The organism is Bradyrhizobium barranii subsp. barranii (assembly GCF_017565645.3).
Taxonomy (GTDB): Bacteria; Pseudomonadota; Alphaproteobacteria; order Rhizobiales; family Xanthobacteraceae; genus Bradyrhizobium; species Bradyrhizobium barranii.
The window spans coordinates 9,341,170-9,361,041 of record NZ_CP086136.1; the positions used below are offsets into that span (position 1 = coordinate 9,341,170).

Genomic DNA, 19,872 nt, shown 5'->3' on the forward strand with positions numbered 1-19,872 from the left:
AGATGAAGAGCCTGGAGCGCTGATCGCATGCGCCTGGACTTGAGACGACACATCGCCGGCATTTGACGGTTCAGCTGCCAAGCGAAAGGAAGTTGGGGTCACGACGCTCCCGATCGAATTTCAATCGGACCCTGTTGTCGATCTGTTCGAGGAAGCCCGCGCCGGCTTCGAGCTCATCGAGGATTTCCTCTCGGTGAGAAACGGTCCACTTGATCGTGTCACCACAGCGACGCTCTGGCGCGGGACACCCAGGTAACTACATCCCGAGGCGCGCGAACTGCATCGACGCGTGCTCCGCCTCGGGAAGGGGATGCCACGGCTGGCCGCCAGCTGCGGTGCGCAACAAGGACCTACAGAACGCCGGCGTGAGCTTGCCGCGGTGGATCACGACGTTCTCGCGCCCCGTCGCAGCTCGAGCGCTCTGCCAGTCCTGATTGTAGCCGCGCTGGTCATTGGACTTCACGTGGCAAGCGGCGAACCCGGCATCGCTCAGCGTTGCCAACTGCCTGGCATGTACCGGCCGCTTGGTATGGATGTGCACCCACATCGGGCTTGGCGTCGCGCCATTGCGCAGGGCCTTGGGCTGCAGCTTGATCTCGAACAGTGTCCCCGGATCATCCTTCAAGGCGCGCGGTGAATTCACAGCCGCCAACTCCCCGGCCGCTCGCAACTGTTCAAGATACTTCTGGGACGGAAACGCGTAGGTCTTCATGCAATCGATCGTGATCACCGCCTTTCGCGCCGTGAAAGAGCTTGCCTGTCCCTGCACCTCGGACAACATCGCCTTGAGCCGGGCTATTTTGTCGTGCACTTCCGGCACTTGCGCAGGCGTGAGTAGGACACGTCGGCGAGGCTCCTCCAGCGCGGCTACACTGGCCTCAATCTCGGAGGCCTGTGTCTGCAGGCGCTTAACGACGAGATCCACGGCGTGATCGGCGTCCTCGGGCTTCCCGTGGCGCGCTTGCGAGACCGCGCTTTGCTGAGCCGGCAGATCGAACTGCAAAAGTTCGTCCAATCGCTTGAGTAATCCGGTCAGTGCGTTCCTGGAGGGCGGAGCCTGCAATATCTCCAGGTGCCCGGTCGCCGACGATGACGCCCTCGCGAGTGCCGCCTCCTCCGCGCTCGCGAGTTTCTTCGTACCCAGATCCGAGAGTACGATCACCTTGACTGTCGGGGCCGTGGCAGCGTCGGGCGTGGCGAGCTGCGGCTCGCGCGGCCCGGCCGCCGAACTTCGCTCGCCTGCGGCCGGTGCGCGCTTGCCCTTCCCCTCCCTGCGGGCCGCGCCCCCCTCAACCACTACGGCAGTCCGGGCCGTCGGCTCAATCACGGCGGGCGTCTTTGGCTGCACGTCCAAAAGACGCGTGACGTCGTCCGCGGTGACCCATGCACCATCCGCGATCTGGCCCAACAGTTTTAATGGAAGGTCGGCATCCGTTCCGGCGTCCCTTAGCCTGGTAACGATTCCGTGCACCCCTGAGGCAAATTCCGAAAGCCGCTCCATGACTCCTTCCAGAACGGTGCAGTGGTCTGCGTCGAGTGCCGCTCCGTTGCTGCTCAGAACGGCTTCGGACGCCGAGTTAAATGCCGGAAAAACATCCTCGATAAAGGTCCCGAGCAGACGCACCCGCCCATCCTCACCCATGAGGGCGTCGCTTACAGCTGGTTCGAACGTGCTCGCCCGCGACTCAATTAGAAGCTGAGCAAGAGCAACCTGAGATTGCAGATACACGCACTTCGTATAAAGTGCCCAGCCGGTCTGCAGGCGTAGTGCGGCCTCTTCGGCCTGCCGCATCTCGGGCGTGGTGCTCGGCAAGTTGGCGGTGGCCGCGCAGACGGACTGCATCCGTTCCATGCGCAATGCCTTCTTTCCCCACCCCTCCATGCAGGCCTCGTAGTGCTTCGCCACGCTGGATACCGCTCGGCTCAGCTGGTCAGGCTGAGCGTTGGCAACTCGCATATTCTTGAGCAAGGCTGTTGCTTTCTTCCTGCTCTTCTCCAGGTCGCCGATAATCCAGGTGGCCACGATGTCGCATTCGTTTCCCGCAGCGATAGTTTCCTCGCGGAGTCGGCGAGCCCGACCGTCGGAAAGAAGCCCGCGCGCCATGTCCGGGGGGAGGCTCGCGTAATAGCCCAGAACTTCCGAGCCTGCCTTGACGACTTGATCGATCAGCTCTTGCGCCTCCGACGGGTTCGGGTTCCGGGCTCGTGTGGCTGCATTTTTAGAAGCATCAAGCCCCGCAAGCAGGCTGCGCATTTTTTGCTTCGCTGCCTTGATTCCGTCGCCACTTGAGGAAATCTGGACTGCCACCGCCGAAGCTGGTGGCAGGCTCACGAGCGGAGCCGTTCCATCTCGAGGCCCGGAGCGCATCCGCTCCACGACAGAGTCGAAAGATTGCCCGCCCTCCCCGGGGGCGGGACCGAGCTCCGGGCTCGAACTACTCGATCCCCATGCGCTGTCGGCTCCTGCGGGCCCAACGTGCGATTTACCAGCTCGGCCAATGCCTGTCATATTCCACCTCCGATAAAGTCGAGAGTGCGCAGCCAGTCTGCATAGACTGGCTGGCTGACGAGTAGCTGACGTAGGGCGCTTCTCCCCGATTCACAGGAAAACCCGGATCACCGTGGGGTGCAATTCCATCGCGCCTGGCGTGCTGCTGGAGGCAGCGGGGCATCGTCAACTTAATCGACCGCGAGCCGAAGGAGGCGCTTCTCAAAGGTTCGAGATTCGGCGATAGCGCTTGTCGCGGAGATCTCGCGCCAAGTCGCAAAGGCTCGCCCGCGCGAAGCACGACGGAAGTCGGCAGTGACGGCTCCAGAATAGGGGATGTGGAAAAGGTTCGCGACCTGATCGTGAACTGACAGAAACCGTTGAGCCTGACGGGACGATTTGAAACGCTCCATGATCCGCTCGCGCCGCCGCGTCGGCTGATGAGAATTCTCGGCCCAATTGTTGAGAGCTTTGTGCTGGCGATGTTCGACGTGAAAGCCCATCTTCGCCCTCGCAGCGCCGTACGAACGGAGCTTGTCCGTGATTGTCCGTCGTCAGATGGTCGTTCAGCCGCCGGCGGCATACAACGCGCCGGATTCGAGCGAATGGTGGCGGAGGTTTGCCTCGGCAGGGTTGGTGCGGTTTGCGCCCGCGAGGTCTCGCGCTTCGCCCGCAACAGCCGGGATTGGCAGCAACTCATCGAGATGTGCCGCGTGGTCGATACCGTTCTGGTCGATCAAGAGACCATCTATGCGCCAAGGCACGGCAACGACCGCCTGCTGCTCGGGCTCAAGGGCAGCCTCAACGAGTACGAGCTGGATCTGTTGCGCCAGCGCTCGCTCTCGGCCCGCTACGAGAAGGCGCGCCGGGGCGAGTTGGTTGTGACAGCGCCCGTCGGCTTCGTGAAGGCCGGCGACCGTTATGAGAAAGACCCGGATCGGCGTGTCCAGGAGGCGATCAAGCTGGTGTTCGACAAGGTCGAGGAACTGGGCAGCGCGCGACAGGCGCTCTGCTGGCTCCATGAGTACAATCTCGATCTGCCGGTGAAGCAGACCAACGGCGACACGGCCTGGCGGCGACCAAACTACTCTGCCATCCACCGGATCATTGAGAACCCGGTCTACGGCGGCGCCTATGCCTATGGTAAGACAGCTGTGGCGGCGGGATACAGCACCGCTGGCGTGAGCCTGAAGATCCGCCGCAAGGCGCGGAACGAATGGCTGACGCTGAAGCCCAACACTCACGAAGGGTATGTGAGCTGGGAGAAGTTCGAGGCGATTCGCACCATGGTCAGCAGCAATGTTCCCACCAGTCGGCATCACGGCGCGCCCAACCATGGTGACGCGTTGCTGGCCGGTCTGATCCGCTGCAAGCGCTGCGGTCGCAAGCTCACACTCCGGTACTCCGGCATGGAGAACCATATCCCGCGCTACAGCTGCAACCGTGCCTGGATGGATAATGGCTGGGCCCACTGCATCGCCTTCGGCGGACTGCGCGTCGATGACGCCATCGAAGAATCGCTGCTTGGAGTCGTCGGTCCGGGCGCTGTCGCCGCCGCAACCGCTGCCGCCAAGGGAGCCAGGGAACGGCGCGATCAGGTACGCGATGCTCTCAGTCGCGACCTCGAAGCGGCGCGCTATGCCGCCGACAGGGCTTTCCGGCAATACGATGCCGCTGATCCCGCGAACCGGCTGGTGGCCAGTGAGCTGGAAGCGCGCTGGAACAGGGCGCTCGCTCACGCGGCGGAGGTTGAGGCCAAGATCGCCATGCATGATGCGGCCACGCCCGCACCCCTTGCCGATCCAGTCTCGCTCGGCGTTCTGGCCTCGAACCTCAAAACGGTCTGGGATGCGCCGACGACGGATGCTCGCCTCAAGAAGCGCATTGTGCGCACCCTCATCCATGAGGTCGTGGCCGATATCGACGACGCGGCCTCGGAGATCGTTCTCATCGTCCATTGGGTGGGGGGCGCCCACAGCGAGTTGCGCTTGCCGAAGCGCCGGCGCGGACAGCGCAACAGCACCTCTGCCGATATCGTCCAGGCCGTGCGTCAACTGGTGCTGATCGCCAGCGACGATCTGATTGCCGGCCTCCTCAATCGCAACGGCCTCAAGACCGGCAACGGCAATCGCTGGACCCGCGAGCGCGTCACATCAATGCGCTCGAACTACCACATCCCGGTGTTCAAGCCCGCCGAGGACGCGATCGAGCCATGGCTCGGGGCTTGGCAACCTTGACCATCACGCTACTCAACAAAACAGGTTATCGAACCTAGCTTAAGCATCTCGCGCCCAGGGGCGTTCCCGCTTGAAATTCCACGACACTGATCGCCGCGCTCCCGGGAAAAGATAGCAGCTCTGGCAAACGGCGGCGCTTGACTCCAAAGGAACAAAATGAGAACCTTTTGCAGTCTCATTTATTGCGGAAACGGCTGATGTCTCAAAGTCCTATGCCTATTCCGCAAGGCGACGAGGACCCGCTTGAGGAGTCTGTCATCAAGCCCTTGCCGCGTGCGGTGGGGACGTTCGCGCTACGATCAAGGCTTTGATAGTTGCAAACCGGTATCTGGAATCCGAGGTCGCCGAACTGATGAAGTCAGTCTCTCACGCCTACGCGCGCGGAAGATTTCATCCCTACAACGGCTAGGAGCGGAGGAAATGTCAGAAGTAACCTATTACGTCGCATTGCCCTTCGTCGCCGCCGATGACGGCATGGCGCCTGGAGAGCCGACGGAGTGCTTCAATCCTAATGCGGCGGTCATGCGCGCCGAGGCTCTGTCGCGAAAGCCCGGGCATATCGGCGCTGTCGCGTTTTCGCGAACGGGCGATCCAGCCCCCGGCGATTTCAGCGACGCCAAGCTGATCAGGAAGTTCGGTGAGGTCCCAACCGACCTGAGTGCGCTTTAGCGCGACGGAAGGCCACTCTCCACGCTGGCGCGAGCGGGTCAAAGCCGCGTAGCGCCCATCGGGCTTGGCCTTGACGCGATCAGGACAGAATGGACCTTTTTTTGCCGCGAAGCAAAGCGGAGCCGAGCGAAATGCAGCCGCAAGAGCATCAGCATAGCGACCGCGAAGCGGGATGCGGGACCGACTGCGGCGACGAGACCGGTTAAGAAGGCACCCGGCGCACGCAGCAGTGATAGCGGTGCCGTAGGCAGCTGCTTGACCGAGTGCCTCCGGCGAGGAGTGCATTATGCCTTGCGTGAGGGATTGTTACCCGCATGGCGGAGACGGCGCAGCGGCTCCGGGCTAAGCCTAAAGCCCGGCCCGCGGGGGCACGCCGTATTTAAAAGGCCCTCCCGCAGGAGAGCCTTAGCATTTCGCAAACACGATGAAGGCCGCGGCAAAGCGCTCCCGGAATCCAGCATCGCCCGGCAACGCAATCGCCGCTTCAGTGACAAGCTGGGCTTCAGCCAGGGCCTCAACGGCCCGAACGAATTCATCCTTGCGCCAGTGTGGCCAAGAAGTCTTGTCGATAAGGTCGCGAAACGCGTCCACGAGCCTAGCCGCTTCGGCTACCGACCGGGCATCTAGTCAGGCTCCTGGTCGGCCTGGGGCTTCGGTTCGCGCAGCACGATTTTACCCAAAACGGCCAAGCCGGGCGCGATCACGATATTGAAACCCTTGCCGTCATCGTTCGGCCAAGCGGCGCCGATCCGCGTCCATGTAGAATTTCGGCCGTCACCGGCCACAGCGAAGGCATCGTGCGTGGGCTTTCGACTTTCAGACATGAGGTTTCCTTTTCAAAACGAGGGATGTTCATCGTGACCGACAATCCGCGCCAGGGCTCGGCGCGGGATGACTTCTTTCGGGCCTCGGCGCTGCAACTGCTGACGGCGTTGATCGCCGATGTCTGTTTGTCCGGTCATACGGAAAAGAAGGATCAGCACCTCCGCCAGGTCCGCGCCAACCTGTCGGAGCCGGAGCCGAAGTTGCGCCAGCGGCTTCAGACGATTTACGACAACTCCGAGTCCGGATTCGTGAAGGAGAATGTCGCGCCCTTCATCGCCATGACGCCAGAGACCTTCAGCGGCGTCTACGCCAATGCGGTGAAGGAAACCCACTGGCTCTCCTATGGCAACTATGCCGCCCTGGTGTCCGGATCGAGCTTCACGACGGCCGAGCTCGCGGAGGGCCGGACGGACGTCTTCATCAATCTCGACCTGAAGACCCTGGAGAACCATGCCGGCCTCGCCCGCGTCATCATCGGCTCGCTGCTCAACGCCATCTACAATCGCAATGGCGAAGTGACCGGCCGGACCCTGTTCCTACTCGATGAGGTCGCGCGTCTCGGCTACTTACGCATTCTCGAAACCGCGCGTGATGCGGGGCGCAAATACGGCATCACCCTCTTGATGCTCTACCAGTCAATCGGCCAGATGCGCGAGGCCTATGGCGGCCGCGATGCCACCAGCAAGTGGTTCGAAAGCGCATCCTGGATCTCCTTCTCGGCGATCAACGACCCCGAGACGGCGGACTACATCTCCAAGCGCTGCGGCGACACGACGGTCGAGGTCGATCAGCTGAGCCGGTCCTCGCAGACGTCGGGTTCCTCCCGGACGCGGTCCAAGCAGCTCGCGCGCCGGCCGCTGATGCTGCCGCATGAGGTCTTGCGCATGCGAACCGACGAGCAGGTCATCTTTATTGCGGGCAATCCACCGCTGCGATGCGGACGCGCCATCTGGTTCCGGCGCACCGACATGCGCGCCTGCGTCGGCGAAAACAGGTTCTATCGGAGAGACGCTGGTCGGCGTCGCTGATTATCGCGAACGCGGCGATGAGAAAGACGTGGGCGGCATACAAACGACCGGCTGGTTCCCAGGCAGAGAAAGAAAGGGCGTACGTGGAAGGGCAGTATTGTCTGGGAACGGAAAGCCGAGACGGAGCGCATCCAGCAACGACGGCATACCGGGCTCGATGCTCGGCTCGTCGTACGAGCCGGCGCATCATCTCGCCCGCCACCTGTAAGCCGCCTAATTTTTGGTAAGCGACGTTCGCGTCCCATTCGCAAAGGTTTGGCGTGGGGATTGCAGTCTGTTGATCAACGTGTTTGCAAATCGTTGGCGGTGGGTATGGAGGCGGCAACGACGGAGTATTACGAGGTGCCGCCGAACGACCAGGGCAGGAGTTCGTCGATCCGGGACTGCGGGTGACCGGTTGCGATCGCTTTGAGCGTCGCTTTCATCCAGACGTAGGGCTCCACGCTGTTGATTTTGCAGGTGGCGATGAGCGAAGCTATGCGCGCCCATGAACGACCACCTTCGTCGTGACCAGCAAATAAACTATTTTTACGCGTCAGAGTCAGCGGCCTGATTTGATTTTCGACGGGATTGGTGTCCATCTCAACGCAACCATCGTCGAGAAACAAGGTGAGGCCATCCCAATGGTTCAGGAGATAGGCGATCGCCTTGCCCATCTCGCTGCCCGGCGACAGGCGAGCGGCTTGCTCGCGCAGAAACCTCTCGAGTTCAGCGACGAGCGGCCGTGATCGCTCGTTACGGGTCGTTTGCCGAGCCGGGGCGTCGGCGCCACGGATCTCCTTCTCGATCGCATAGAGTGCGGCGATGCGCGCGAGAACGGCTTCGGCGATGGGTGAGCCGGCTTTCGGAGTCGCTGCGATGATCTTGCGCCTTGAGTGGGACCAACATGCGGCCAGCCGCAGCGGCACGCCGCCTTTGCGCTTGGGCCGTGCGAGCCGATGATAGCCCTGGTATCCGTCGACCTGAAGGATGCCGTCGAAGCCCTCGAGGATGCGCTCAGCATGGTCACCACCGCGTCCTGGCGCGTAGTGGTAGACCACGATTGGTGGATCAGCGCCGCCGTGGCCGCGATCGTCGCGCAGGACAGCCCACAGATAGCCGGTCTTCGTTCGGCCCCGGCCCGGATCGAGCACAGGCGCCCTGGTCTCGTCTATGAACAAGCGGCCCGATTGCTTCATCACGACGCTCATGCGCTCGACCAGCGGCGCGAGGTGGAAGGCGACCGTTCCCATCCAGTCTGCCAGAACGGCGCGATCGATGAAGATGCCATGCCGAGCCAGAACCTGCGACTGACGATAGAGTGGCATGTGCTCGCTGAACTTGGCGACCGCCACCTGCGCCAGCAGCGCCTCGGTGGGGATGCCACCCTCCACGAGATGGGCGGGCGCCGGCGCCTGAGCAACACCGGTGCAGCCCTTTGCGCAGGCGTAGCGCGGTCGCACCGTCTCGATCACACGATACTGGGCGGCCATGACATCGAGACGGCGGGAGCGATCCTCGCCGATCTGGACCATCCGGCCGCAGCCGCAGGGACACTCGAGGTTCTCGGGTTCGATCACCTGCTCGATGCGCGGCAGGTGCGCGGGAAAGGCACGGGCAGCGCGCCTGGTCCGGCGGCTGGACGGCGCCGTGCCGGCGCGGCGCGCACGATCGTCCTGGCGTTCCTGGACTTCGGCGATGGCAATCTCGATGTCCTCGAGAACCAGTTGCATCTGATCGGGATTGAACTTCTCCGAGCGTTTACCGAAACGTGCGCGCTCGTACTCCTTCACGAGCAGTTCGAGGCGTTCGACGCTCTCTTTGGACGCAGCCAGTTCACTCTCGACATGAAGGCGCGCCGAGCATTCATCGTCTGCGCGACGACGCTCGGCTTCAATCATCGCTTCCTGCGCGCGGAAGAGCGCGCGCACATCGGCGGGCAGCGCTGCAAGACGGGCGGGATCAATGGGGGACGGCGGCACATCCGCAAGCTATCATCCCAAAGCCCCGCGCGAAACAGGTTGTCGGGTCTGAGTCAGTTCGCCGCAGCTGGCGTCGCGACAATCCGTTCGCCCACTCGCTTCCAGTTCAGCCCTTCAAACGAGGGGATTGAGGAATGTCCCTGATAGTGAGTCTGACGAATCATTTCCGGAGGTGGTCGAGGTTGGGGACCCCCACCATCCTTTGTGGGGGCGCTCATATCGAGTGATTAGGAAGATCGGTCAGCGAGGCCGAGGCATTCCCGCTTCGTATGAAGTTGAGTATCGCGCAGGAAGCAGTCTTCTGATTCAAGCAACCGCAATCGAATATTATGAGCAAGAGGCAAATCAGATTAAGCTGAGTATGGAGGCTCTACTCGAGCTTTTATCGACAGCGGATTGTCCCGACGCACATGAGCATGGATCCAGCCGATCTTTGGTCGACGCTGACGCCCGCGCTCCGACGCCAGATCGTCGAAGACGTCGCCGCAATTTTGGCGGAGATCCCTCATGAAGTCCGAGCTGGTCACACCAAGCCACTTGGCGCGCAAAGCCGTAGTCTACATCCGGCAGTCGACGCCCCATCAGGTCGTAAGCAATCAGGAGAGCCTGCGCCTTCAATACGCGCTTCGCCAGCGCGCCCGCGAACTCGGATGGCGTGAGGCGGCCATCGACGTGATTGATGCCGATCTCGGGTTGAGCGGCGCGTCTATAGCACAGCGTAACGGCTTCAAGGAACTCGTTGGCCGTGTTGGCCTGAGTGAAGTGGGACTCATCCTGTCGATCGACGTGACCCGCTTGGCGCGTAATTGTACCGACTGGTATCCGCTCCTGGATATCTGTGGTCTACGTGGCTGCCTGATCGCCGACCGCGATGGTGTCTATGATCCGGGCACTCCCAACGGACGGTTGCTTCTCGGGCTGAAGGGTTCGATCTCCGAGCTTGAGCTACATACGATCCGCAGCCGGCTGACCGCCGGCCTGCTGGCCAAAGCCGAACGCGGCGAACTTGCGGTTATGCTGCCAATCGGGCTGATGCGGGACCCGAGCGGTGTGGTCGTTAAGGATCCCGACATGGCCGTGCAAGGGCGGCTCGGTCTCGTCTTCCAGTTATTCCTGCAGCTGCGCAGCGTTGCCAAGGTCATGCGAGCGTTGAACGAGCGTGACCTGGAACTGCCGCGTCGTGATCGATATGGCGATTTGTGCTGGACGCGCGCGACGCTGGCTGCCGTCGCGGCGATCTTGAAGAACCCCGCATACGCGGGCGCCTTTGTCTATGGACGAACCCGCTTCCGGCCGCCGAAGCGGGAGGGGGCCCTGCCACAAAAGGCTCCGCGGCCGATGGAGGAGTGGCGGATCGTCGTTAAAGATCGATATCCAGCCTATATCGACTGGCCAATTTATGAAAAAATCCGATCCGTCATCAGAGATAACCGAGCCGAATACATGCGCATCAAAACCCGCGGCGCGCCTCGCAATGGCGAGCTCCTGCTCCACGGCATTGCCTGGTGCGCACGATGTGGCCATAAGATGTACGTCCGCTACAAGGGCGGCGGCGAATATGTATGCAATCACCTGCGTACCCAGGAAGGTCAGCCAACCTGCCAACACATCCGCGCCGCCCATATCGATGCAGCCGTTGGCGACGCATTCCTAACCGCACTAGCGCCGGCCGAACTCGATGCCTTGTCGCGCTCCCGCCGGGTGCAGCAGCAGACGAACAATGCGCTACGCTCCAGTGCAGAACGAGAGCTCGAGCGCAAGCGATACACGGCGGCGCTCGCCGAACGGCAGTTCAACCGAGCTGATCCAGATAATCGGTTGGTCGCCTCGGAACTCGAGCGTCGATGGGAAGCGGCGCTAAACGACGTGCGCGCCGCCGAAGAGGCGCTTGCCCGACAGACGCCGCCCAAAGCCATCACACAAGTGGCCATAAGCAAGGAGCTCAACGACAAGGTCATCAGCCTCACCGGCCGCCTCCCGCAGATATGGGGTGACGAGACTATCTCGGATGCGCATCGCAAGGCGTTGTTGCGATGTCTCATCGAAAAGGTCGTTCTCGACCGCGGTGAGCGCGACTTGGCCCTGGCTAGGATCGTCTGGCGGGGAGGCGCCGTGACGGAGCTCGAAGTGAAGATGAGCGTCAACTCCGTCACCAGATTGACGCGAGGCACAGAGATGCGGGAACGCCTTCTGACGCTCGCTCGCGACGGCGTCCCAGACGACAAGATCGCCACAATCCTTACTCGGGAAGGTCACCGCTCTCCCCGTTGCGCCGATAAGGTGCTGCCTATCACCGTTGGGCGGCTCCGTCGTGCCGCCGCCATCAAGGTAACTGCCCAGCGCAGCCGATGGGAGCATGACGACTCATACCTCAGCCCGCCCGAACTGGCCCGAAGGCTCGAGATTCCAGTAAACTGGCTCTATGTTCAGATCCGAACCAAGCGTTTGCTAATTGATCGCCAGCCCAGCGGCGCCTATCTCTTCCCGAATACACCATCCGTTCTTCACGCCATCGGAGACCTTCGAAACCACGTCATCGCGCAACTTGATCTAAGAATCTGTCAGCCTAACAAGGAGGGGCATCAACATGGGTGATCGAACAGCGCTTCGAACTGCACGCGCGTCAGATGCATGACGCCGTCGCTGATCTGCGGCCACTCGAAACGACCATCGCGGCCAAGGCGCTTGTAGACCAAAACGAGGCCCGTGCCGTCCCATAGCAAAATCTTCAGCCGGTCGGCGCGCTTCGAACGAAAAACCACGATCAGGCCCGAATGCGGATCGAGCCCAAGCGTGTTTTGCACAAGACCGGCCAGCGCGTCGTGCCCGCACCGGAAGTCAACAGGACGCACAGCAAGCACAATCCGCAGTCCCTGCGCCGGAATGATCATGCGCCGCGCTCGATCGCAGTCACGATCTCCGCGATCCGCACCGCCGACACGTCCGCATCCAGGCGGACCGAAACCTTGCCAATCGTAATCTCGACGGGCCCTCGCTCTTGCCTGACGCCACTGGATCGCTCAGCTCGATCGACACGAAATCCGCCGCGTCGTCCGTGACCAATGCGAGCCGGCCAGCACGCGCCAATCTGCGCCACGTCGTCAACTGCTGGGCCTTCACACCATAACGCCGTGCGACATCACATACCCGGGCGTCGGGCTTCATGCTCTCGAAAACAGCGCGCCCCTTGATCTCCGCAGACCATAACCGGCCTCCAGAACGCGTCCGGCGCGTAAGCTTCCCCACAAAGCCATCAGCTTCGGCTTCCTCCCCCGATTGTTCCATCGCCTTCAGTCTCCTCTCGGCTCTCTGACAAGCCAAGGATCGCAGAGCGAAAGCCGAAGCGAAACCAGTCAATCAAATGGGAGAAAAGCTCCGCTTACAATTTTTGCTCGTTCAGACCGACACAAATTGCTCAAAGATTCGTGGAGAGAAAAGCAGATGAGCGATGAGCCCGACCTCGAGAGCAGAGTCGTTGCAGCGATACGACACTATCGTGCGGCGCTCGACGTGGCGGAAAACCTGGAACGAGAGGACGCGTGCGCGCATCGAGCGCTGACGAGCACCCTGCTCGATTTGGAGCGTGCCCTGCGAGGCGAAGCGGCCCCGCATCTCAACAACAACCTGTTTGAGACCGGCTCCACGGCGGTTGCACGGTCGGATAAAACATGGGCCGACCTGGTCGAGGCGACTGCGAGATTGGATTCGGCCCGTCGAACCTTAGCTGCTCTGGAACGGCAGTTGGGATATCTTCCAAAAGTCTCGAGGGGAGCGGATCACAAGTGAGGTTAGATAAGAGTCTCGCACGATCGGAAGGTTTCCCGACCATTTCAGAGCGGCGGCGGCAACGCTCTGACGGGCTCGTGTCCCAGCCAAAATCCCGCGCCCAAAACAGACCTCTCTGCGTCCTCGTGTTTGGGACCGCCGAGGTACAGCGCGCGAATCGGGACCTTGCTGGATCCCAACCTTCCAACTTTCCCGCCGCCTCGCCGCGTCCTCCTATGCAGGAATAGACCTCGACGCACTGGCTCGATCGTCCTGTCGAGCGTGCACAGTTTCTGATGACGCTGACCAGCGCGAGTCCTGGTTGAGTTTCTTCTGCTTGTGACTCGGCGTGGAAACGGCATTGCAGCCTCTTCGATCTTCGGCGCGGCTGCGATCATGTGATCAAGCTCTAAAAAGTGGTTCGACGACAGGCAGGCGCTTGAGGCCAGCGTCAACGTTGTCGGAAAAGTGGAAGCCGTGCCGGCTCACACCGTAATCAAAACAGACGTCAAGCGCCAATCCAAGGGCCAGAGCTGCGCTTACGATCAACGTCGAACCGATGCGTTCGAACCACCAATCTCATTGGTGGCGCCTGCTCCGGTGCGATCGATGACCCAGGCCACCATGTAGCCCTTGGCCTGCTCGGTCTGCACCTGCCGGAGGGCCTCAGAGTAGGTTAGTAAGGGCTCTTGCGCCGGGTAGACGGCGCGGTCGGTCGGGGTGACAAAGTGATGGCAGCACACGCGATAGTCTTTAGCCTCGAACATCGGAATCCTCCTCTCGCCTCAGGTTGCGCGGCCATACGCGCTTTCAGTACTGCCCTACCACAGAGAATGCGGCCTTTAAGAGGCCGCGCGCTTCTTCAACACCCCATAAGGTTGGTCGGGCTGCCAGACGCAGGTCGGCGATGTCCGACCACATCGCGCGCTTGATTCTCTGCAGCAGCACCGGCAAAGAAGTGCCCGGGTGTCATTCCATAATTCACCCGTGTCCGGACTTCGATTTCCCGTTCGTCCGCAATTGCTCCGTCGATCGCTCAACGGCTGCACCGATGTCACCTAGTCAGCTTTCAAACCTTGCTGAGGCTGCTGGATCGACAATGCTTGGACCGAGCTCCGGCGCGATTCAGTGAGCTTCTCGATCAGTTCAGACTGCGGTCTCGGTTTTGCCGCGAGACGGTGGGGTTCAAATCGGGCCGTGGAGCCTCCACATCATCGCCACAGTCCGAAGACACCCGCCTGGTGCAATTGATGTAGCGAGAGAATGAATCGTTTGGCCCTGATCGATTCATAGAAAGCATTGGACCTCGCTTCCACAGGAAGCGAGAATCCATGCATGCCGAACCTTAAGCTAGGGCCGCTTCACCTTCGCCGCATCGACACCACCCGCAACATGCGGCGGTTTTACTTGCTTTCGATCCAACCGACCTTGTTCGGCGGGGTCTCGCTGATCCGCGACTGGGGCCGGATCGGCACGACCGGCCAGACGATGGTGCAGACTTTCGATGCCAGCGCTGAAGCGGGCGAAGCATTCGGACGGCTGGAGCGCGCCAAGCGCAGGCGCGGATACACCTCTGCTGAGGAGAGAGTCTGAGGTTTCGTCAATTTCCCGGGGATTACGGATCCACTTACGATGCCTGGAACGTGAAGTGACAGAAACCGTTGAGCCTGACGGGACGATTTGAAACGCTTCATGATCCGCCGCGTTGCCGCGTCGGCTGATGAGAATTCTCAGCCCGATTGTTGAGAGCTCTGTGCTGGCGATGTTCGACGAAAAAGCCCATCTTCGCCCTCGCAGCGCCGTGCGAACGCTTGTCCGTGATCATCACGCGCGGCGGCGTGCCGGCGGATTTCAAGAGCTTCTTCATGAGCCGCTGGGAAACCGGAAATACAACCAAACGGCATAGCTGATCACTTCCGGTGGGAAGCGATGGCGGCGATAAAGAGGGTCCCGGGCGGTCGGCATGCCGGTCGTCTACCCCTCGGCCGCTCCAATTCGTTAACTTGACGGTACCCGCTGCTCGTCGACAGCGATGGCACGATCATCGCGGGCGAAGGCCGATACCTGGCCGCGCGAAAGCTCGGTCTCCTCGAGGCGCCGGTCATCGAGCTGACCGGTCTTTCCGAAGCGCAGTGTCGCGCGCTCGCCCTTGCCGACAACCGCATCGCGCTGCCGGTGGTCCGGCGGCTCGTCGGATACGGGCGCTTCGACGGGGGCGAGACGGCCCGCGTGATGGCACGTCTCTACGCCGCGGCGCGCCTGCTGGTGAACTTCTTCCAGCCGTCATTCAAGCTCAAAGCGAAGCGCCGCGAGGTCCGCCCACGGCGACATCAACCCCTGAGTCGCGCTTGCAGTGCCTGCCGATTGGCAACGACGTTGCTGAGGTTCAGCTGGTCTGGCTCCCGTCCTTGCGCCAATTGCCTAACCAGCTCCCGCGTGCCGTCCACGACAAAGACGCCGCAATCATAAGTGTTCTGCTGCTGGGCCATGCCGGCGGGCTGCAGGGCGATGTTCAGCCTTTCTGCGAGTTGTCTTGCATGCGTCTCGTTGTATCTCCCGTAGGAATCGTAGTGATAGGCGACAGGCCATTGCCGGTTGCTGCGATCAACGAACAGCAGCGACCAATGCCTGCCGCGGTCCGTAGCACTGGCATCGTTCACTGGCAGCAACAGGAAGTCGGCTGTATCGTTATCACGCCGATCATGGACGATGCGATGGAATACGCGTAGCACGTCGCTCTCCGCGCCCAGGCGCAGCCGCAGCGCTTCGAGGGGATCTACGAACCGCGTCCGGGCGGCGAGATCCGAATCGCTCCTCTGCAAATCCAGCTCCTGAAGCTGGTAATCCCTGAGGATATGCTCGTCGCCCAGCCATTCCGTGTCCTCGAGCACCAGCCCGCGGTTGTGGGACAAGGCTATCGGATTCAACGCCCCGATCTGAGCATCGGAGGAGGTGATCGGAAACCGCCGCACGATATCGTCGCGCAATGGGGACGGTGCGGGCGCGGTCAGATCAACCAATGGAAGACCGTCGTAGGTGTCTGAACGAGCCCTGGCAGAAGGCGCTGGCGCAAAGTGAGCACTGTCATCCAACTCGGCCGCATCCGGATCAAGCAGTGCCCCAAACCCACGATAGAGATCCTGAGCCCCGGCAGTTGATGGTGATGCCGGTTCTTGCATCTGCCGCGCAAGCTCCTCGCTCAACCACGCCAAAGCGTCATCGTCCGAGTGGGCGGACACCGGAGAAAGCCCCTGCGGCGAGCCGAGCTGTCGAGCGCCCTGGTGATGCCCCGGTACCGGCCCGGCAGACGGCGGCGGAAAGCCAGGCGCCCGGCTCCAAGCATTGTCGCGCAACTCAAATGATGCGGGCGAATTCGGATTAAACGATACCTCAAGACCGCCGTAGGTGTCTGAGCGAGCCCTGGCAGAAGGCGCTGGCGCAAAGTGAGCACTGTCATCCAACTCGGCCGCATCCGGATCAAGCAGTGCCTCAAACCCACGATAGAGATCCTGAGCCCTGGCAGTTGATGGTGATGCCGGTTCTTGCATCTGCCGCGCAAGCTCCTCGCTCAACCACGCCAAAGCGTCATCGTCCGAGTGGGCGGACACCGGAGAAAGCCCCTGCGGCGAGCCGAGCTGTTGAGCGCCCTGGTGATGCCCCGGTACCGGCCCGGCAAACGGCGGCGGAAAGCCAGGCGCCGGGCTCCAAGCATTGTCACGCAACTCAAATGATGCGGGCGAATTCGGATTAAACGACACCTCAATACCGCCGTAGGTGTTTGAGCGAGCCCTGGCAGAGTGCGTTGGCGCTGCTTCCACGGTCGGCCAGGCAGGTTCCTGCCCAGCTTGGACTATGTCCTGCGCCTGCTCAGGAGGAACCTCGGGCCACGATGGGCCGTCTTCCACCATTAAGCGCAGATCCTGATCGTAACCTTCCGGGAGGACCAATGGCCGACTGACAGCTCGCTGCCGCGCGCTGTGCTGCGCAGCGGCGTCCCCGACGTACGTCGCGACCGCATGCGGCGCCGTGACATCTTCGTAGCCGCTTCGCAGCAGCATCGGCTGCGTCTCCCATGACGACGTACCCTGTTGATGGGTAGGCGCCGGTGTCGGCTGGCCGCCTGAATTGGCGATCTCGCTCAGCTGCCGCTCGCCGGCAACGCCTTGCGGATTGTTTAGGGTCCTCTGCCTCTTCGCTGGCCTCAACTCAGCTGTGTCATGCTCATCGTTGATGAGGACCTCCTCGCTTGGCAGGCGGTTGCTCCTGGCAAGCGCAGCCATCGGCTCGTCCGGGGACTGCTGGCGGTCGGGCTCTCCGGGATCCGGTGCCTGGTCATGGCGCGCGGCTGGCTCGAGAGATGACGACGAGCGGGGTTCGTCCATCAGCCCCAAAAGCAAATCCTGATCGCGGCCTTCCGCGGGAAGCTCCTCTGGCCGACGGCCAGTTTCCTGCGACGCGCTGTGCTGCGCAGCGGCGGCGTCGACGCGCCTCGGCTCCATCAGTACCGTGTCTTCGGGATTGATAAAGGCCACGTTCTGGGGGTGAGGATTCAGCTTAGCGCGTCGTGAGATCGGCACTTCGCCCGTCGACCGCAAGGTCCGGAGATAGTCGATTGCCTGAACGAGTCTCTTTGGATTACCCTCTCCGATGAACTCGAGCACCTCACCGCCATCGGTCAGCGACTTATTGTCGAGCCGATCACGAATGCTCGGTTTTTCTTTTGCGAAAAGCCAACGGCTAAAGCTACGAAGAGAACCTCCGTGCTGCTCGGCAGCGGATTTGCTGAACCCGCCCTTGATGAGGGCCCTCTCAAGCCCCGAAATAAGGGGAGCATCCACGGAATAAAGAGGCTGCTTCCTCTTCCCTATCACAATCCAAGTTGACTGAGCCGACTGCGGCGCCGAGGACGACGGGCCGGGTTCATCCATCAGCCCCAAAAGCAAATCCTGATCATGGCCTTCCGCAGGAAGCAATTCCTCTGGCCAACTGCCACCCTTCTGCGACGCAATGTGCTGCGCAGCGGCGTCGCCGACCCGCCTCGACTCCCTCAGGGCCGCCTCTTCGGGATCAATATGGCGCTCGTGCTCCATCGCCTCAGCGCCGGCCTGCGATTTTCGGAGACGAGCCAGTGCGGCGCCAATCCTGGAATCAGCACCGGCGACCTTCCTATAGCTCTCGACATCTCCGTCAAACGACGTGCCGAGCCCAGCAGCAATGCCCGGCCTGTTGTTGTCACGCAGGTAGTCGCTGAAATTGCGAAGAGCAGTTGCATCCCTCTTGCCGGCATCTGTCGCTACTTCGTTTTTGTACTCTTTGATGAGTGCCGCGTCCTGGGGATAAGGATGCAACTCAGTGCGGCCTGCGATCGGCACGATTCCGCCCGTCGACCGCGAGGTCCTGAGATGGTCTATTGCCCTATGGAGTGTCGCGGGACGCTTTTCGAACAACTCGCGCGCATCAGCGGTCAGTGACTTTTCGTCGTCGAGCCGAGCAGCAATGGGATCTTTGTTATTTGCGTAGAGCCTCTGGCCAAAGCTGAGAAGAGTACGTACATGGTCCTTGGCGGTGCCTTCGGCGGCCCCGCCCTTGATGAGGGCCTTCTCAAGCCCCGAAATAAGGGCAGCATCCTCGGGATAAAGAGGCCGTCTCCTCCTCCCTCTCAAAATCCCAGTTGACTGAGTCGGCTGCGGCGCCGAGGACGACGCGCCGGGTTCGTCCATCGGCCCCAAAAGCAAATTCTGATCATGGCCTTCCGCAGGAAGCAATTCCTCTGGCCAACTGCCAGCTTTCTGCGACGAACTGTGCTGCGCAGCGGCGTCGCCGACCTGCCTCGACTCCTTCAGGGCCGCGTCTTCGGGATCAATATTGCGCTCGAGATCCATCGCCTTAGCGCCGGCCGACGATTTTCGGAGACGATCCAGCGCGACACCGATTTTCGAACGAAAAGCGGAGACTTTCTTATAGCTCTTAACATCTTCATTTAACAACTCGCCGCGAAGCCGACCAACAATACCCTTCTTGTTGTTGTCACGCAGGTAGTCGCTGAAATTGCGAAGAGCGGTTGCATCCCTCTTGCCCATCTCTGACGCTACTTCGTTTTGGTACTCTTTGATGAGTTCCGCGTCCTGCTGATAAGGATTTACCTCAACGTGGCGTGTGATCGGCACGACTTCGCCGGTCGACTGCGAATTTCGGAGATGACCTATTGCTGTAAGAAGTTTCCAGGGCTCACCCTCTCCGCTGAACTCGCGCGCATCTTGAGACAGCGATTTTTTGTCGTCGAGCCGAGCAGAGATGCCCTTTTTGTTATTTGCGGAGAGCCAATGGCCAAAGCCGCGAAGAACACGTAAATAGTTATTGGTGGTGCCTTTGGCGGCCCCGCCCTTCGTAAGGGCCTTCTCAAGCCCCGAGATAAGGCGAGCATCCTCGGAGTAAAGGATCTGATTGCACTGCCTCCCTATCAAAACCTCCGTTGATTGAGCCGGCTGCAGCGCAGCGGCGGCCGGCATTGCTCCACCACCCACACCTGACCTGCTGATCTCTCTCAATTGCCGCTCAAAGGTCGCCGCGGCTGCAGACGGAGCCGCGGGTGAGCTCTCTTGCGGACCCGTGCTGCCCGATTGTTCATGCACCGACTTGGTCGAGGGGAAATCCATCCGTCCTCCTCAAATATGAACCTGGGCTATCGATCTGACATGCCGGCAATCAGCAACAAACCGCCCTTTACAGCGCCGGCAGGCACGCACCGTGAGCATCGGCAGCGGATGTTCTTCCAAGGGGATCAGCCCTGTATGTTTGTTAAACTTAAATGGGGAAGCTGTCGAGAACCTGATGACGACAATTGCCGCGCCAAGACAGCATGGCGCATGTGCCTGCGCGCTTCGCCGTCAACAGCCGAT

The 19,872-nt window shown here is 61.4% G+C and carries 12 protein-coding genes and 4 pseudogenes; 7 read left to right on the plus strand and 9 right to left on the minus strand.

The features are described from left to right. Positions 1–256 precede the first annotated feature (256 nt). Positions 257–2,509, minus strand: a complete 2,253-nt coding sequence (locus J4G43_RS45285; protein ID WP_208088712.1) for a T3SS effector XopP-like protein — start codon at positions 2,507–2,509, stop codon at positions 257–259. Positions 2,510–2,690: 181 nt separating this feature from the next. After that, a pseudogene (locus J4G43_RS45290) lies at positions 2,691–3,042 on the minus strand (DDE-type integrase/transposase/recombinase); the annotation flags it as partial. On the opposite strand from J4G43_RS45290, the gene J4G43_RS45295 reads away from it, so the two are divergent. The 3 genes and pseudogenes from J4G43_RS45295 (at position 2,929) to J4G43_RS45305 (ending at position 5,394) form a co-directional block, all read left to right on the plus strand. Beyond that, positions 2,929–4,725: a recombinase family protein gene (locus J4G43_RS45295; RefSeq protein ID WP_011084515.1), complete on the plus strand. Its 1,797-nt coding sequence runs from the start codon at positions 2,929–2,931 to the stop codon at positions 4,723–4,725. The pseudogene J4G43_RS45290 and the gene J4G43_RS45295 sit on opposite strands and share 114 nt — an antisense overlap. Positions 4,726–4,937: 212 nt before the next feature. Then, positions 4,938–5,134, plus strand: a pseudogene (locus J4G43_RS45300) (hypothetical protein). Between the two features lie 11 nt (positions 5,135–5,145). Beyond that, entirely contained in the window at positions 5,146–5,394 is a 249-nt protein-coding gene (locus tag J4G43_RS45305) for a hypothetical protein (protein ID WP_208088713.1), read from the plus strand. Between the two features lie 405 nt (positions 5,395–5,799). Here the strand turns inward: J4G43_RS45305 and J4G43_RS45310 are convergent, their stop codons facing one another. After that, entirely contained in the window at positions 5,800–5,985 is a 186-nt protein-coding gene (locus J4G43_RS45310; protein WP_028181468.1) for a hypothetical protein, read from the minus strand. A gap of 260 nt (positions 5,986–6,245) precedes the next feature. On the opposite strand from J4G43_RS45310, the pseudogene J4G43_RS45315 reads away from it, so the two are divergent. Beyond that, a pseudogene (locus J4G43_RS45315) lies at positions 6,246–7,247 on the plus strand (type IV secretory system conjugative DNA transfer family protein); the annotation flags it as partial. A gap of 335 nt (positions 7,248–7,582) precedes the next feature. Here the strand turns inward: J4G43_RS45315 and tnpC are convergent. After that, the gene (gene tnpC / locus J4G43_RS45320; protein ID WP_225005839.1) at positions 7,583–9,127 is read right to left on the minus strand and encodes an IS66 family transposase; all 1,545 of its coding nucleotides are present in this window, start codon (positions 9,125–9,127) and stop codon (positions 7,583–7,585) included. A gap of 588 nt (positions 9,128–9,715) precedes the next feature. On the opposite strand from tnpC, the gene J4G43_RS45325 reads away from it, so the two are divergent. Continuing rightward, the gene (locus tag J4G43_RS45325; RefSeq protein WP_049810452.1) at positions 9,716–11,803 is read left to right on the plus strand and encodes a recombinase family protein; all 2,088 of its coding nucleotides are present in this window, start codon (positions 9,716–9,718) and stop codon (positions 11,801–11,803) included. On the opposite strand, the gene tnpB is transcribed toward J4G43_RS45325, so the two are convergent. Both tnpB and J4G43_RS45335 read right to left on the minus strand, forming a co-directional pair. Then, positions 11,791–12,099, minus strand: a complete 309-nt coding sequence (gene tnpB, locus J4G43_RS45330) for an IS66 family insertion sequence element accessory protein TnpB (protein ID WP_060907863.1) — start codon at positions 12,097–12,099, stop codon at positions 11,791–11,793. The two genes, J4G43_RS45325 and tnpB, sit on opposite strands and share 13 nt — an antisense overlap. A 19-nt stretch (positions 12,100–12,118) precedes the next feature. Next, positions 12,119–12,493 (minus strand): transposase, encoded by a 375-nt coding sequence (locus tag J4G43_RS45335; protein WP_225005518.1) that lies wholly within the window; start codon positions 12,491–12,493, stop codon positions 12,119–12,121. A gap of 156 nt (positions 12,494–12,649) precedes the next feature. On the opposite strand from J4G43_RS45335, the gene J4G43_RS45340 reads away from it, so the two are divergent. Beyond that, complete coding sequence (locus J4G43_RS45340) at positions 12,650–12,994, plus strand: hypothetical protein (RefSeq protein WP_011084509.1); 345 nt, start codon at positions 12,650–12,652, stop codon at positions 12,992–12,994. 524 nt (positions 12,995–13,518) lie between these two features. Here J4G43_RS45340 and J4G43_RS45345 read toward each other — a convergent pair. Then, positions 13,519–13,740, minus strand: coding sequence for a hypothetical protein (locus J4G43_RS45345; RefSeq protein ID WP_014497999.1), 222 nt, complete (start codon positions 13,738–13,740; stop codon positions 13,519–13,521). A gap of 568 nt (positions 13,741–14,308) precedes the next feature. Here J4G43_RS45345 and J4G43_RS45350 point away from each other — a divergent pair. Continuing rightward, positions 14,309–14,566 (plus strand): WGR domain-containing protein, encoded by a 258-nt coding sequence (locus tag J4G43_RS45350; protein ID WP_011084508.1) that lies wholly within the window; start codon positions 14,309–14,311, stop codon positions 14,564–14,566. A gap of 50 nt (positions 14,567–14,616) precedes the next feature. Here the strand turns inward: J4G43_RS45350 and J4G43_RS45355 are convergent. Further along, positions 14,617–14,938: pseudogene (locus tag J4G43_RS45355) on the minus strand (DDE-type integrase/transposase/recombinase); the annotation flags it as partial. 365 nt (positions 14,939–15,303) lie between these two features. Beyond that, positions 15,304–19,629: a Ulp1 family isopeptidase gene (locus tag J4G43_RS45365; RefSeq protein ID WP_208088723.1), complete on the minus strand. Its 4,326-nt coding sequence runs from the start codon at positions 19,627–19,629 to the stop codon at positions 15,304–15,306. Positions 19,630–19,872: the final 243 nt, after the last annotated feature.